Annotated in this window: 13 protein-coding genes and 1 pseudogene; 9 read left to right on the top strand and 5 right to left on the bottom strand. The window is 66.2% G+C overall.

The genetic code is table 11. The features are described 5' to 3' along the window. Positions 1–18: 18 nt before the first annotated feature. On the bottom strand, positions 19–1,662 hold the full coding sequence (locus tag SLQ30_RS28785) for an amidohydrolase (RefSeq protein ID WP_319450410.1): 1,644 nt from the start codon (positions 1,660–1,662) through the stop codon (positions 19–21). 117 nt (positions 1,663–1,779) lie between these two features. Between SLQ30_RS28785 and SLQ30_RS28780 the strand changes: the two genes are divergently transcribed. After that, positions 1,780–2,250 (top strand): YciI family protein, encoded by a 471-nt coding sequence (locus tag SLQ30_RS28780; RefSeq protein ID WP_319450411.1) that lies wholly within the window; start codon positions 1,780–1,782, stop codon positions 2,248–2,250. Positions 2,251–2,308: 58 nt separating this feature from the next. Here the strand turns inward: SLQ30_RS28780 and SLQ30_RS28775 are convergent, their stop codons facing one another. Then, positions 2,309–2,968: a hypothetical protein gene (locus tag SLQ30_RS28775; protein WP_319450412.1), complete on the bottom strand. Its 660-nt coding sequence runs from the start codon at positions 2,966–2,968 to the stop codon at positions 2,309–2,311. A gap of 181 nt (positions 2,969–3,149) precedes the next feature. On the opposite strand from SLQ30_RS28775, the gene fadD8 reads away from it, so the two are divergent. From fadD8 to SLQ30_RS28755, 4 genes are all read left to right on the top strand, one after another. After that, positions 3,150–4,751, top strand: coding sequence for a fatty-acid--CoA ligase FadD8 (gene fadD8 / locus SLQ30_RS28770; protein WP_319450413.1), 1,602 nt, complete (start codon positions 3,150–3,152; stop codon positions 4,749–4,751). Positions 4,752–4,864: 113 nt separating this feature from the next. Continuing rightward, on the top strand, positions 4,865–6,067 hold the full coding sequence (locus SLQ30_RS28765; RefSeq protein WP_319450456.1) for an RNA polymerase sigma factor: 1,203 nt from the start codon (positions 4,865–4,867) through the stop codon (positions 6,065–6,067). Further along, positions 6,064–6,747 carry an HAD-IA family hydrolase gene (locus SLQ30_RS28760; RefSeq protein ID WP_319450414.1) on the top strand — a complete coding sequence of 228 codons (684 nt, stop codon included), beginning with the start codon at positions 6,064–6,066 and terminating at the stop codon, positions 6,745–6,747. Before SLQ30_RS28765 ends, SLQ30_RS28760 begins: the two co-directional genes overlap by 4 nt. Before the next feature lie 9 nt (positions 6,748–6,756). Next, positions 6,757–7,212, top strand: a complete 456-nt coding sequence (locus SLQ30_RS28755; protein WP_319450415.1) for a nitroreductase family deazaflavin-dependent oxidoreductase — start codon at positions 6,757–6,759, stop codon at positions 7,210–7,212. A gap of 3 nt (positions 7,213–7,215) precedes the next feature. Here the strand turns inward: SLQ30_RS28755 and SLQ30_RS28750 are convergent, their stop codons facing one another. Next, positions 7,216–7,497, bottom strand: a complete 282-nt coding sequence (locus SLQ30_RS28750; RefSeq protein ID WP_319450416.1) for a hypothetical protein — start codon at positions 7,495–7,497, stop codon at positions 7,216–7,218. A gap of 97 nt (positions 7,498–7,594) precedes the next feature. Between SLQ30_RS28750 and SLQ30_RS28745 the strand changes: the two genes are divergently transcribed. Continuing rightward, positions 7,595–8,509: a 1,4-dihydroxy-2-naphthoyl-CoA synthase gene (locus SLQ30_RS28745; protein ID WP_319450417.1), complete on the top strand. Its 915-nt coding sequence runs from the start codon at positions 7,595–7,597 to the stop codon at positions 8,507–8,509. A gap of 9 nt (positions 8,510–8,518) precedes the next feature. On the opposite strand, the gene SLQ30_RS28740 is transcribed toward SLQ30_RS28745, so the two are convergent. Both SLQ30_RS28740 and SLQ30_RS28735 read right to left on the bottom strand, forming a co-directional pair. After that, positions 8,519–9,496: an aldo/keto reductase gene (locus tag SLQ30_RS28740; RefSeq protein WP_319450418.1), complete on the bottom strand. Its 978-nt coding sequence runs from the start codon at positions 9,494–9,496 to the stop codon at positions 8,519–8,521. A gap of 46 nt (positions 9,497–9,542) precedes the next feature. Further along, on the bottom strand, positions 9,543–10,670 hold the full coding sequence (locus SLQ30_RS28735) for an aldo/keto reductase (RefSeq protein ID WP_319450419.1): 1,128 nt from the start codon (positions 10,668–10,670) through the stop codon (positions 9,543–9,545). Between the two features lie 142 nt (positions 10,671–10,812). On the opposite strand from SLQ30_RS28735, the gene SLQ30_RS28730 reads away from it, so the two are divergent. The 3 genes and pseudogenes from SLQ30_RS28730 to SLQ30_RS28720 all read left to right on the top strand — a co-directional run. Next, complete coding sequence (locus tag SLQ30_RS28730; protein WP_319450420.1) at positions 10,813–11,706, top strand: helix-turn-helix transcriptional regulator; 894 nt, start codon at positions 10,813–10,815, stop codon at positions 11,704–11,706. Continuing rightward, positions 11,703–12,683: an NADPH:quinone reductase gene (locus SLQ30_RS28725; protein WP_319450421.1), complete on the top strand. Its 981-nt coding sequence runs from the start codon at positions 11,703–11,705 to the stop codon at positions 12,681–12,683. The genes SLQ30_RS28730 and SLQ30_RS28725 overlap by 4 nt, the downstream gene beginning before the upstream one ends. Positions 12,684–13,028: 345 nt before the next feature. Beyond that, positions 13,029–13,496 (top strand): annotated as a pseudogene (locus tag SLQ30_RS28720) (aldehyde dehydrogenase family protein); the annotation flags it as partial. Between the last annotated feature and the right edge of the window lie 15 nt (positions 13,497–13,511).

Below are 13,511 nucleotides of genomic sequence, written 5' to 3'. Positions count from 1 at the left end.
CCACGTCGACGGTGACCGTCAGTCGGAATTGGCGTAAACGCGGCGGCCCGCAAGGTAGGTCGCGCGCACTTCCAGGTCGGCGATCGTCTCGGGCGCCACCGCGCGCGGGTCGGCCGAGAGCACCACCATGTCCGCGTACTTGCCGACCTCCAACGAACCGACCGCGTCCTCGGACTGCAGCTGCCACGCCGCGTCGATGGTCTGCGCTCGAATGGCCTGCTCGACGGTCAACCGCTCCTCGGGCCCAAGCACCCGACCGCTCGGCGCGGTGCGGGTGATGGCCACGCTGATGTTGCGCAGCGGCTCCTCGGGCGTGACGGGCGGGTCGTTGTGCAGAGAGATGCGCATCCCCGTCGCGACCGCGGACCCGGCGGGCATCCACCGGTTTCCGTGCTCGGGACCGAACAGCCCGTCGACGATCACGTCACCCCAGTAGTGGATCTGGTCGACGAAGATGCTGCACGTCACGCCCATCTCGTGAGCCCGCTGCAACTGCGCGTTCGAAATCGCGCCGACGTGCTCGAGCCGCAACCGGTGATCCTTGCGGGGCCAACGCCGCAAAGCCTGTTCATAGACGTCGAGAATCGTGTCGACCCCGGCGTCGCCCTGGACGTGACATGCCATCTGCCAACCCAGCGGAAAGTACGCGGCGACGATCTCAGCCAACTGCTCGCGTGTGTAGTTGGCGTGGCCACACGATCCCGGCGTGACGCCGATGGTGCGGGTGGCCTCGGTGTCCAGATACGGGAACGTCAGATCGATGTTGCCGATCCACGGCGATCCGTCGACCCAGATCTTGATGCCGACCTGGCGCACCACGTCGTCGCCGTTGGCCGGCGTCTCGGTGGTGGTCATCTGCGCGGTGGACATCTCGTAGGTGCGCAGCCGGACAGGTAGCTCACCGCGCAGCGCGTCCAGCACCGGCCGGAACATCGGATCGAACGCCATCTCCGAACACATGGTCAACCCGGCCCGATTCAACCGGGCGCACTCGGCGAGCAGCATCGCCGGATAGTTGTTCGGATCGATCGCCCCGCCGATGAGCGGAAACACCGCGCCCGTCTCCTCGGCCGTCCCGTCGAGCTCACCGTCCGCGTCGCGCCCGTACTTCGCGCCCTTCGGATCTGGGGTGTCGCGGGTGAGCCCAAGCTGGCGCGCCGTCGCAGAGTTGAAGTACGCCAAGTGTCCCGAGTTGTGGATGATCACCAGCGGTGTGTCCGGTGCCAGCCCGTCGAGCCACGCCAGCGTCGGCTGGGGCAACCCGGTCACATCTCCCGAGTCGCTCCGCTCCTGCCCTCCGGTCTGCAGCAGTGGGTCCCATCCATTGAGGTACGCCCCCGAAGCACCGCGCACCGCGATCTCGTTGGTGATGGCGGCCAGCACCTGGTCCGGGTCGCGCATGATGACGGGCCGGATGTCGACGAGCCGTTCGGACAGCACGACAGCCTCCATCAACGGGTGGCCATGCGCCTCGACGAAACCGGGCATGACGCATCCGTCGTGGATCTCGACGACCTCGGTGCCGGGGCCGACGTACGGTGCCACGTCAGCTCTGCTGCCAACGGCGACGATGCGGCCGTCCGTCACAGCGAGCGCTTCGGCCGACGGCCTGCTCTCGTCGACGGTCAAAACGGTTCCATAAACCACCAGGTCAGCAGGCACGGGGAAATTCTTTAGGAAAAGTTCGCGGGCCGTGTCGATTTCGGGGGGTTGCCGTTCGACGTAGTGGTGAGGGCAGGATCAAGGAGCCCCTTCCACCCACTAGAAGGAGACAGAACAATGTCGCGTTACATGCTGATCATGCGGGTCGGTCCCGAGGCCGAGGCGCTGATGGCCGAGCAAGAGATCGACTTCAACGAGGTCATCGAGTCGATGGGCCGCTTCAACGAAGAGCTCATCAAGGCCGGCGTGATGCTGGCCGGCGAGGGCCTGACCGGTCCCGACGAAGGCTTCGTCGTCGACTTCAACGCCGACCCGCCCGTCGTCACCGACGGGCCCTACACCGAGGCCAAGGAGTTGTTCAACGGCTTCTGGATCCTCGAGGTGTCGTCCAAGGAAGAGGCCAAGCAGTGGGCGCGCAAGGTGCCGCTGGGCCCTGGCGTGAAGCTCGAGGTGCGGCGGGTGCACGACACCGACGAGTTCCCTGAGGGCAACCCGTGGATCCAGAAGGAAATCCAGTGGAGGGCCGAGCTCGCCGAGAAGATCGCCGCGCAGGCGCGGGCCGACGCCGACAAGTTCGCCGCGCGCTGACCTGAGCTTGCGCGGGATCCCCGGCGGTGACGTCACCGCCGGGGACCTCGCGGCCTGGCTAGAAGAACGTCGAGGTTTCCGTCTTCGTGCCGTTGTCGCAACTGATCGTCACGCTCCAGTTCTGGAACTTCGGAATGGCAGGCACGATCACCAGGTCGTACGTGCCGTTGGCGGGCAGGAAGAAGCTGCGGTCGTAGAAGTCCGACTGATACCGGCACTGCGACGCGACTCCGCTGCGGTCGTTGATGTGGGCAGTAAGACCGCCGACCCGCGGATCCCACGAAACGCCCGGCCCCAGTTTGGGCGGCGGCGGTGGCGGTGGCGCCTGGTTGGCCTGCTTGCGCGACTCGGCCGCAGCGTTGTCAGCGGCCGCATCGGACCGGATGTTGGGCGTCACGCAGACGTGGTCACCGTCCCATGCGTCGCGCCAGACGAACCCCTGCTTGCAGGTGTCGGGCCCGTACGGACCGCCGTTGGGCTCCTTGTTCTGGGCCGCCGCGCCGTTCTCCTGTGCGGTACGGCTGCGCACCGACGGGGTCACGCAGACGTGGTCGCCCGGTCGCCCATCGCGCCAGACGAACCCTTGGATACAGGTGTCGGGTCCATACGGCAACGGATCGGCCGTAGAAATCGCCGTCGAGCCGGTCGCCCCGAGCGCCGCAAATACCAGTGCAGACAGGGGGACGAAGACGGACCGCAACGCCAATGTGCTTGCCATTGTCAATCTCCTTCAGTGTCGTCAGCAGCTGGCGTATGCCAGTCGCATATCGCCGGGAACGCTCGCCGCGGCGCGACAAGGACGCTATTTTCGGAGCGCCATGGAGTCGCGAGTAGCCGACTACCCGAGTTCGACACGGACTGGGCATTGACCGAACTGGAACACGTTCTAGTCTGTTGACATGACGGACGACCTGCTGCGCCATCCCATCCACTCCGGTCATCTGACGATCGGTGCGCTCAAGCGCAACAAGGACAAGCCGGTGCTGTTCCTTGGCGACACCACGCTCACCGGCGATGAGCTCGCCGAGCGCATCAGCCAGTACATTCAGGCCTTCGAGGCACTCGGGGCTGGCACCGGCTCCGTCTCCGGGCTGCTATCGCTGAACCGGCCCGAAGTGCTGATGATCATCGGCGCCAGCCAGACGCAGGGTTACCGGCGCACCTCACTACACCCGCTCGGCTCGCTGGACGATCACGCGTACGTGTTGTCCGATGCGGGCATCACGTCGCTGATCATCGATCCGAACCCGATGTTCGTCGAGCGCGCGCTCGGACTGCTGGAGAAGGTCGACTCGCTCAAGCAGATCCTGACCATCGGCCCGGTGCCCCAGGCACTCGCCGGCGTCGCCGTCGATCTGGTGGCCGAGGCGGCGAAGTACGAGCCGAAGCCGTTGGTGGCCGCCAACCTGGCGCCCGATCACGTCGGCGGGATGGCCTACACCGGTGGCACCACCGGAAAGCCCAAGGGCGTCATGGGCACGACGGGCTCGATCACCACGATGACGACGATCCAGCTCGCCGAATGGGAGTGGCCCGAGAATCCGCGCTTCCTGATGTGTACGCCGCTGTCGCACGCTGGCGCGGCATTCTTCACACCGGTAGTCGTCAAGGGTGGCGAGATGATCGTGCTCTCGAAATTCGATCCCGCCGAAGTGCTGAAGACCATTGAGGAACAACGTATTACGGCCACCATGCTGGTGCCGTCGATGATCTACGCGTTGATGGACCACCCTGACTCTCACACCCGCGACCTGTCGTCACTGGAGACCGTGTACTACGGGGCCTCCGCGATGAACCCGGTGCGGCTGGCCGAGGCCATCAAGCGGTTCGGACCGATCTTCGCGCAGTACTACGGGCAGTCCGAGGCGCCGATGGTCATCTCCTACCTTGCCAAGGGTGATCACGACGAGAAGCGCTTGACGTCGTGCGGCAAGCCGACGCTGTTCGCGCGCACCGCGCTGCTAGGCGAGGACGGAAACCCGGTGCCGCAGGGCGACGTTGGTGAGATCTGTGTGTCCGGCCCGCTGCTGTCCGGCGGCTACTGGAACCTGCCCGAGGCCACCGCCGAGACCTTCCGCGACGGGTGGATGCATACCGGCGACCTGGCCCGCGAGGACTCCGACGGCTTCTGGTACATCGTCGACCGGACCAAGGACATGATCGTCACCGGCGGCTTCAACGTCTTCCCGCGCGAGGTGGAAGACGTTGTCGCCGAGCATCCTTCGATCGCGCAGGTCTGTGTGATCGGCACCCCCGACGAGAAGTGGGGCGAGGCCGTCACCGCCATCGTGGTGCTGCGCCCCGACGCCGCGTCCGACGAGGCCGCCGTCGCCACCATGACGGCCGAAATCCAAGCCTCGGTCAAGGACCGCAAGGGCTCGGTGCAGTCGCCTAAGCAGGTGATCGTCGTCGACTCGGTGCCGGTGACTGCGCTGGGCAAGCCCGACAAGAAGGCCGTGCGCGCGCAGTTCTGGGAGGGCGCTTCGCGCAGCGTCGGCTGACGCCTGGCGCCCGAGTCGCAAACGCCACATGCGTCACCAGTGAGCGGCCGCTCACTACGGTGGTTGGCGTGGCCGCATCCGACCTCCAGCAGACCGTGGACGCGGTGTGGCGTATGGAGGCCGCCAAGATCGTCGCGACGCTGACCCGCGCGGTCGGCGATGTCGGACTGGCCGAAGACCTGGCCTCCGACGCGCTGGTCGAGGCGCTGCAACAGTGGCCGGACGCGGGCGTGCCGCGCAATCCCGGAGCCTGGCTGACCACCGTCGCCAAGCGCAAGGCGATCGACAACTGGCGCCGTGCCGACCGGCTCGACGCCAAGTACGCGACGCTTGCCCGCGAACTGGAGCATCACGTCGACGACGCCTGGGATCCCGAGCGCATCGACGACGACGTTTTGCGGCTGATCTTCATCTCGACGCACCCGGTGTTGCCGCGCGAGGGCCAGCTTGCGTTGACGCTGAGGGTGGTCGGCGGATTGACCACCGAGGAGATCGCGCAGGCGTTCCTGGTCCCGAAAGCGACGATCGCGGCACGGATCACACGGGCGAAGAAGACGCTCGCCGCGGCCGACGTAGCGTTCGTCGTGCCAGCGCCCGAGGAGTATCCGCGCCGGCTCTCCGCCGTGCTCGGTGTCATCTACCTGATCTACAACGAGGGCTACTCCGCATCATTCGGGCAGCGTTGGATTCGCGACGAATTATGCACGGAGGCAATGCGACTGGGTCGTGTACTGGCTGCTTTGGTGCCCGACCAGGCTGAAGCACACGGATTGCTCTCGTTGATGGAGTTCCAGTCGTCACGGTTCGCCGCTCGCACCGATGCCGAAGGACACGCCATCCTGCTCGAGGAGCAGGACCGCACCCGATGGGATCGCGCGCAAATCGGTCGCGGCGTCACCGCCCTTGGGCGTGCCGCAGAAGTGTTGCGCCGCACCGGCACTGGCTGGGGCCCCTACGCCCTGCAGGCCGCGCTGGCCGAATGTCACGCCGTCGTGCCCACCGCCGCCGACACCGACTGGGCGCGCATCGTGACGCTCTACGACGGGCTGGTGCAGGTGGCCCCGTCACCGGTGGTCCGACTCAACCGGGCCATCGCCGTCGCGATGCGCGACGGACCCGCCGAAGGGCTGGCCCTCGTCGACGGGCTCGACGGGCTCGACGAGTCCTACCTGCTGCCCAGCGTGCGCGGCGAACTGCTCGCTAGGCTGGGCAGGGACGACGAGGCCGCCGCCGAATTCGAAAGGGCCGCAACCATGGTGACCAATGATCAGGAGCGAGAAGTGCTCATCGCCAAGGCAGCTCGGGCGCGCGCATGACCATCAAGGCAGTGTTGTTCGATTACTCGGGGACGTTGTTCCGGCTCGAAGAGGACGACAGCTGGTTCACCGGAATCCAGGTCGACGAGCAAGAGGTCGACGGGCACGTGCAGGCCGAGCTCATGCGGCGATTGACCGCACCCACCGGCCGCTCCGTCGACATGGACGACGAGCAGTACCGCAACTGGGTCAACCGCGACCTCGAACCGCACCTACACCGGGAGGCTTACCTCCACGTGCTCCGCGAATCCGGGGTGGCCGAACATCAGGCGCGGGCGCTCTACGACCGGTTGATCAACCCCGCCAGCTGGACGCCCTACCCCGACACGGCGGCGGTGCTCACGGGCTTGAAGCGCCAAGGGTTGCGGATCGCTGTGGTGTCCAACATCGCCTTCGACCTTCGGCCCGCATTCGCGACGTTGGGAGTGTTCGACGACGTCGACGAATACGTGCTGTCCTACGAAGTGGGCGCCATCAAGCCGAACCCCGAGATCTTCGAAACCGCCCTGGAGCGGCTCGGAGTGGCGGCCGAGGACGCGTTGATGGTCGGTGACAGCGAGGAGGCCGACGGCGGCGCCCGCGCAGTCGGTTGCGCGTTCGCGCTAGTGGATCCGTTGCCCACCGACGCACGACCGGACGGACTCGTCAGGGCACTGAGTGCCGCGGGCATCTCGGTCTAAGCTCGAAACATGGCCAACTCCAATCCCAAACCGCCGCGCTGGCTCAAGCCCATGAACAAGGTGTTCATGGCGATGCTGCGGCTGGGGCTGCCCATTTCGGGCAAGGAGGGGCCATTGGTGTTGACGGTGCCCGGCCGCAAGTCCGGGCAACCGCGTTCGACGCCCATCACACCGATGTACGTCGACGGCACGCGCTACGTCGTCGCGGGTTTCCCGGGCGCCGACTGGGAGAAGAACGCCCGCGCCGCTGACACCGCCACGCTGTCGGCGGGCAAGAAGTCCGAGACAGTGCGCATGGTGGAACTCTCCGCCGACGAAGCCCGCCCGCTGCTGCGCCAATTCCCCACCCTGGTGCCGACCGGCGTCAGCTTCATGAAGCGCTCGAGGCTGGTCACCGATGGCACGCCCGACGAGTTCGAGGCACTCGCCGGGCGATGCGCGGTGTTCCGTTTCGACCCCGCGTGACGTCTAGAGGTGCGGCGCGTTCTTGATCTTGGTCTCCGGCGTGCCTGCGGTCTGACACCAGGTCTGGACGGCAAGCTTGGTACCGGTGATCTCGAGGTTCGCAGCGTCGGAACCCTTTTCGTCCTTCAGCATCTTGGTGATCGCTTCGGTCTTCGTGTTGTCGTCTGCCGCCAGGAAGTCCTTGCATGACGTGTCGCCGCCGGTGATCGCTGGTGTCGACGAACAGGCTCCGAGTACCAGGGCTGCGACCGCCCCTGACATCAACACACTTGCTGACCGCTTCATCGTGGCTCCTGTTCGTTGCTTTCCGGCTTGTCGCGGGGTTTGTACCCCTGAAGACTCCCTGTGAAACACCGCGGTAACGCGCTCTAGAGTCAAGCACGTGAGCGCTGACAACCCGTTCGATCCGTCGTCATGGCAAGCCATCGAAGGCTTCGAGTTGACCGACATCACCTACCACCGCCACGTCGTCGACGGAAAACCGCAGCCGACCGTACGTGTCGCGTTCGATAGACCCGAGGTGCGCAACGCGTTTCGCCCGCATACCGTCGACGAGCTCTACCGCGTGCTGGACCACGCGCGCATGTCGCCCGACGTGGGCGTGGTGCTGCTGACGGGCAACGGACCGTCGCCCAAGGACGGCGGCTGGGCGTTCTGCTCCGGCGGGGACCAGCGCATCCGCGGCCGCACCGGCTACCAGTACGCCTCCGGCGAGACGGCCGAGACGGTGGACCCCGCGCAGGCGGGCCGGCTACACATCCTCGAAGTGCAACGGCTCATTCGGTTCATGCCGAAACCCGTCATCTGCCTGGTCAACGGTTGGGCGGCAGGCGGCGGGCACAGCCTGCACGTCGTCTGCGATCTGACGCTCGCCAGCCGCGAGCACGCCCGCTTCAAACAGACCGACGCCGACGTCGGCAGCTTCGACGGCGGGTACGGCAGCGCGTATCTAGCCAGGCAGGTCGGCCAGAAGTTCGCCCGCGAGATCTTCTTCCTTGGCCGCACCTACACCGCCGAGCAGATGTTCGCGATGGGCGCCGTCAACGAGGTCGTCGACCACGCCGACCTGGAAGCCGTTGCGCTGCAATGGGCTACCGAGATCAACGGCAAGTCGCCGCAGGCCACCCGAATGCTCAAGTTCTCGTTCAACCTGATCGACGACGGACTCGTCGGCCAGCAGATCTTCGCCGGGGAGGCCACGCGGTTGGCGTATATGACCGACGAGGCCGTAGAGGGCCGCGACGCCTTCCTTCAGAAGCGCGACCCCGACTGGTCGGAGTTCCCGCGCTACTTCTGAGCCGGGCGATCAGCGGTCGATGGCGGCCATGTTCCCTTCGTCGTGGCGTTCGCCTGCGGCCGGCGTGAGGTTGTCGAGCCGTTCGATCTGTTCGAAGCTCAACTCGATGCCGTCGGCGGCGGTGTTCTCCTCGACGCGGGCGACCCGCTTGGTGCCGGGGATCGGGGCGATGTCATTGCCCTGGGCGAGTAGCCAGGCCAGGGCGATCTGCGCCGGTGTGGCACCTGCCTCGGCGGCGATGGCCTCGACTTCATCGACGATGCGCAGGTTGCGCTGGAAGTTCTCACCGACGAAGCGCGGATTGGTCTTGCGCCAGTCGTCGTCGGAAATGTCGTCGGCGGAACGGATTTGACCGGTGAGGAAGCCGTGGCCCAACGGCGAGTAGGGCACGAATCCGACGCCCAATTCACGCAGCAGCGGCAGCAGTTCGGCCTCCACGTCGCGGGTCCACAGGGAGTACTCCGTCTGAAGCGCGGTGATCGGGTGCACGGCGTGCGCACGACGGATGGTGTCCACTCCGGCCTCGGATAGCCCGATGTGGCGGACCTTGCCCTCGGCCACCATCTCGGCGACGGCGCCGATGGTGTCCTCGACGGGCGTGTTCGGGTCGACGCGGTGCTGGTAGTACAGGTCGACGTGGTCGGTGCCGAGGCGCTTCAAGGAGCCTTCGACGGCGGTGCGGATGTTCGCCGGGCTGCTGTCCACGACGCCGGGCCCGCCTCCGGAGTGCGACACCAGGCCGAACTTCGTCGCCACCACGACCTGGTCACGGCGGCCCTTGATGGCCCGGCCGACCAGTTCCTCGTTGTGGAAGGGGCCGTAGATCTCGGCGGTGTCGATGTGGGTGACGCCCAGATCCAGCGCCCGGTGGATGGTGCGGATCGACTCGGCGTCGCTGCCCTCGCCGGTGTTGTAATAGCCGGACATCGACATGGCGCCCAGTCCGATCCGGGACACGTCCAACTTGCCTAGCGTGATGTGCTTCATCAGTAACTCCATTTCTCATATCTCTTTGTTTCCAGGTGATCTCGGGTCATTCGACGATCTGCATGTTGGCTTCATCCATCCTTTCGCCGTGCACCGTGATCTTGGAGAAGTCGCTGTCGATCTCCTGCAGGTCCGCGGTCGTCAGCGCAACGTCGAGCGCCCCGAGGTTCTCGGTCAGGTGATCGACGTTGCGCGTGCCCGGAATGGGAACGATGAACGGCTTCCGTGCGAGCAGCCAGGCCAGTGCGATCTGGGCAGGCGTGGCGTCCTTCTTCTCTGCGAATCGCTTCATCAGGTCAACGACCGGCATGTTGGCTGCCAGTGCCTCAGGGGTGAAGCGTGGGAACCGTGATCGAAGGTCGGTTCGCGGGTCGAATCGAGCGCGGGCATCGATCGTCCCGGTCAAGTAGCCCTCGCCCACCGGTCCCCACGGGACGAAGCCGACGCCCAACTCTTCGCACGTATCGAGGACGCCGTTCCGTTCGGGATCGCGTGTCCACACCGAGTATTCGCTCTGCACCGCCGTCACGGGTTGAACGGTGTGCGCCCGCCGGATCGTTCGTGCACCCGCCTCGGAGAGACCGAAGTGCAGAACCTTCCCCTCGCTGATGAGTTCCTTGACGGCGCCTGCAACGTCTTCGATCGGTACGGTCGGGTCGACCCGGTGTTGGTAGTAGAGGTCGATTCGGTCAGTCCGCAAACGCTGCAGCGACCCCTCGACCACCTTCTTGATGTGGTCGGGTCGACTGAGCGGTGCACCGGAACCCTCGACGTCGAACCCGAATTTGGTGGCGATGGCGACATTGTCCCGAAACGGCGAGAGTGCCTCTCCGACAAGCTCTTCACTCGTATGGGGGCCGTATACCTCGGCGGTGTCGAAGAACGTGACGCCCTTTTCGTAGGCCGCACGAATGGTTCGGATGCCCTGGTTTCTGTCCGCGGGAGGCCCGTAGTTGGCGCTGATGCTCATGCACCCGGCGCCCAGTTGCGAGACGTCCAAGGTTCCGAGTCGTCGTGTTGGCGTGGCGGTGTCGCCGCGGTTGCCGAGGTCCTCGGGTTTGTTCGCGCATGCGGCGAGCACGAGAGGTCCGGCGGCCAGCCCGGCGCCGACGAGGGCGGTTCTCGCCAGAAGTTCACGGCGACCGATACCCCGGACATCGCCTCTGTCAGTCACTTCCGATGCCTCCTTCGTGGGTCGTCGGTGTCTGGTAGGTCTGCACCAAGACAACCGGAGGCGCCGCGATGGCGACAGGGCCTGTTGAGCCATGTAATGCCAGACCACCCCTACATTCGCTCGGTCGCCGTAGCCTGACGGGGTGGACAGCAGGACCGAGATACGAGAGTTCCTGGCCACCCGACGGGCCAGGATCACCCCTCAGCAGGCGGGCGTGGCCACCTACGGGAGGCGACGCGTTCCCGGCCTGCGGCGCGAAGAAGTGGCCATGCTCGCGGGCGTCAGCACCGACTACTACGCACGCCTTGAGCGAGGAAACCTCGCCGGCGTCTCCGACAGCGTTCTCGAGGCCATCGCCCGCGCGCTGCACCTCGATGAGGCCGAACACGCGCACCTGCACGACCTGGCGCGCGCCGCCAACGCCACACCCCGCGCCCGTAAACGGCCCGCGCCGAGGCAACGGATTCGCCCCGTCGTCCAGCGCATCCTCGACGGAATGACGTCAATGCCTGCGATCGTGCTCAACGGGCGTCTCGACCTTCTGGCTGCCAACCGGCTCGCGGTCGCTCTGTACTCATCGGCGTATGAAGACCCATCCCGGCCAGTGAACCTCGCGCGGTTCTGCTTCCTGAATCCCCACGCCACCGCGCTCTACACACACTGGGACGAAGCGGCGAACACCACTGTCGCCATGCTTCGGATCGAAGCGGGCCGAAACCCCTACGACCGCGACCTGTCCGATCTGATTGGGGAGCTGTCCACCCGCAGCGACACCTTCCGCAATCGCTGGGCCGCCCACAACGTGGTCCTGCACCGGGCGGGCGCCAAGCAGTTCCATCACCCAGTGGTCGGCGACCTCAACCTCGCCTACGAGGTCATGGAACTCTCGGCCGACGCCGGACTGACCCTGACCGCCTACAGCCCCGAGCCCGACAGCACGTCGGCGGACGGACTGGCCCTTCTCGCCAGCTGGGCCGCGACGCAGGACCGGAGCGACCAGGAGCAGACGGCCCATCCGGCAGATCGCTCAACATGATTGCCGCGTGGTACGACCGTCAGGGCCCAGCGAGCGAAGTGCTGCAGGTTGGCGAACTGCCCGACCCGCAGCCCGGTCCCGGCGAGGTGCGAGTCCGCGTCCACGTTTCTGGCGTCAACCCCGGTGACACCAAGAAGCGCCGCGGATGGCTCGGCTCGTCCATGTCGTATCCGCGGGTCATCCCACACAGCGACGCAGCGGGCGTCGTCGACGAGGTGGGCGATGGCGTCGACGAACACCTTGTCGGACAACGAGTCTGGACCTATGGTGCGCAGTCCTACCGACCGTTCGGCACCGCCGCCCAGTTCACCGTCGTCCCCGAGCACCTTGCGGTGCCCCTGCCCGACAACGTCGGCGACGACGTCGGCGCCGCCCTTGGCATTCCCGGCATCACCGCCCACCGCGCCGTCTTCTCCGACGGGTCGGTCGACGGCAACACGGTGCTCGTGCACGGCGTGCTCGGCGGCGTCAGCTCCCTAGCCGCCCAACTGGCCCGCTGGGGCGGCGCAACCGTGATCGCCACCGTTACCCGCAGCAGCGACCTCGCTCGCGTCGATCCGGCGGTGGTGGCGCACGCCGTGGCGCTTGACCAATCCGATCCCGCCGGCGCGATTCGTGAGTTCGCGCCGAAGGGCGTCCACCGCATCGTCGAGGTGGCACTGTCCGACAACGTCGACCTCGACGCCGCAATCGTCGCGAATGACGCAGTGATCGCCGCCTTTGCGACCCGCACGGACCGGACGGAAATCCCGTTCTGGCCATTGCTTTTCGCCAATGCCACACTCCGGCTTCTCGGCAGCGACGACTTCCCCGCCGAAGCCAAGCAGCAGGCCGCGCGCGACCTCACCAGCGCAGCAGCGGCCGGCGCACTGCACGTCGCGATCGACCAGAGATACCCGCTACACCGGATCGCAGGCGCTCACGACCACGTCGATGCCGGTACGCGCGGACGCATCCTCGTTGACATCACGCAATGACCAGACGCCGCCGCCAAGCGAGTGAGTCGCGGCGGCGGGATGGGAACTAGTCAGCGGCCTGCAACCCATTGAGTCAGGACCTAGTGTCCGCTGGGTCTTCCAAATAGATACCGCCCCAGATCATCTGGGTCAGAGTATCGGCCAGCCGGTGGTCCGCTTCAGGCGGCGCGTCACGCAGCATCTGGTAACAACACCGTTCGACCATCCACGTGATGACTTGTGCAGTTTCGGCACTGTCGAGTTCGCGGATCCGGCCGGCGGCCTGAGCGCGGTCCAGGAAGTCGCGGCTGTAACCGGCGTTGCGCTCGATGAGTCGCCGATAGACCTCGTCGATCTCCGGGGTGTAGTGCGGTCAGCGGCGGCGGTTCCGACCGTTCGGCTCTGCGGATCGAACCAACGGTGATCGTCGACCCGTCACCGTCTGATGCCGTCATGGCCGACGAGATCTTCGGTCCCGTGCTGCCGATTCTCACCATCGAATCGACCGACGCCGCCGTCGATTTCGTGAACAGTCGGCCAAAGCCCTTGGCGCTGTATGTCTTCACCGAAAGCCCCCGATTGGGGCGAGACATCGTCGACCGGACGCCGTCGGGTGGTGCCGTGATCAACCACGTGATGATGCACTGCCTGGTACCGCAACTGCCTTTCGGCGGCGTCGGTGCCAGCGGAATGGGCGCCTACCACGGGCGATGGGGATTCGAGACACTCAGCCACCGTCGCGCGGTGCTGGCCAGACGGTCTCGGCCTGACCCGACCCTGATCTATCCGCCGCACACCGAGCGGGCACAGGCGATCATCCGGAGATTTCTCTGAGAACGGCGACGACTT

Origin of the sequence: Mycobacterium sp. RTGN4, assembly GCF_033804635.1 — a bacterium.
Taxonomy (GTDB): Bacteria; Actinomycetota; Actinomycetes; order Mycobacteriales; family Mycobacteriaceae; genus Mycobacterium.
Note: the sequence above shows the minus strand (reverse complement) of the source record. Positions and strands in the feature narration are given on the sequence as shown.

What these genes read in the sequence shown, in the direction of transcription:
- SLQ30_RS28780 (WP_319450411.1), top strand. Translation starts at nt 1,780, where the DNA reads ATGTCGCGTTACATGCTGATCATGCGGGTCGGTCCCGAGGCCGAGGCG.
- SLQ30_RS28775 (WP_319450412.1), bottom strand. Translation starts at nt 2,968, where the DNA reads ATGGCAAGCACATTGGCGTTGCGGTCCGTCTTCGTCCCCCTGTCTGCA.
- fadD8 (WP_319450413.1), top strand. Translation starts at nt 3,150, where the DNA reads ATGACGGACGACCTGCTGCGCCATCCCATCCACTCCGGTCATCTGACG.
- SLQ30_RS28765 (WP_319450456.1), top strand. Translation starts at nt 4,865, where the DNA reads ATGGAGGCCGCCAAGATCGTCGCGACGCTGACCCGCGCGGTCGGCGAT.
- SLQ30_RS28760 (WP_319450414.1), top strand. Translation starts at nt 6,064, where the DNA reads ATGACCATCAAGGCAGTGTTGTTCGATTACTCGGGGACGTTGTTCCGG.
- SLQ30_RS28755 (WP_319450415.1), top strand. Translation starts at nt 6,757, where the DNA reads ATGGCCAACTCCAATCCCAAACCGCCGCGCTGGCTCAAGCCCATGAAC.
- SLQ30_RS28750 (WP_319450416.1), bottom strand. Translation starts at nt 7,497, where the DNA reads ATGAAGCGGTCAGCAAGTGTGTTGATGTCAGGGGCGGTCGCAGCCCTG.
- SLQ30_RS28740 (WP_319450418.1), bottom strand. Translation starts at nt 9,496, where the DNA reads ATGAAGCACATCACGCTAGGCAAGTTGGACGTGTCCCGGATCGGACTG.
- SLQ30_RS28725 (WP_319450421.1), top strand. Translation starts at nt 11,703, where the DNA reads ATGATTGCCGCGTGGTACGACCGTCAGGGCCCAGCGAGCGAAGTGCTG.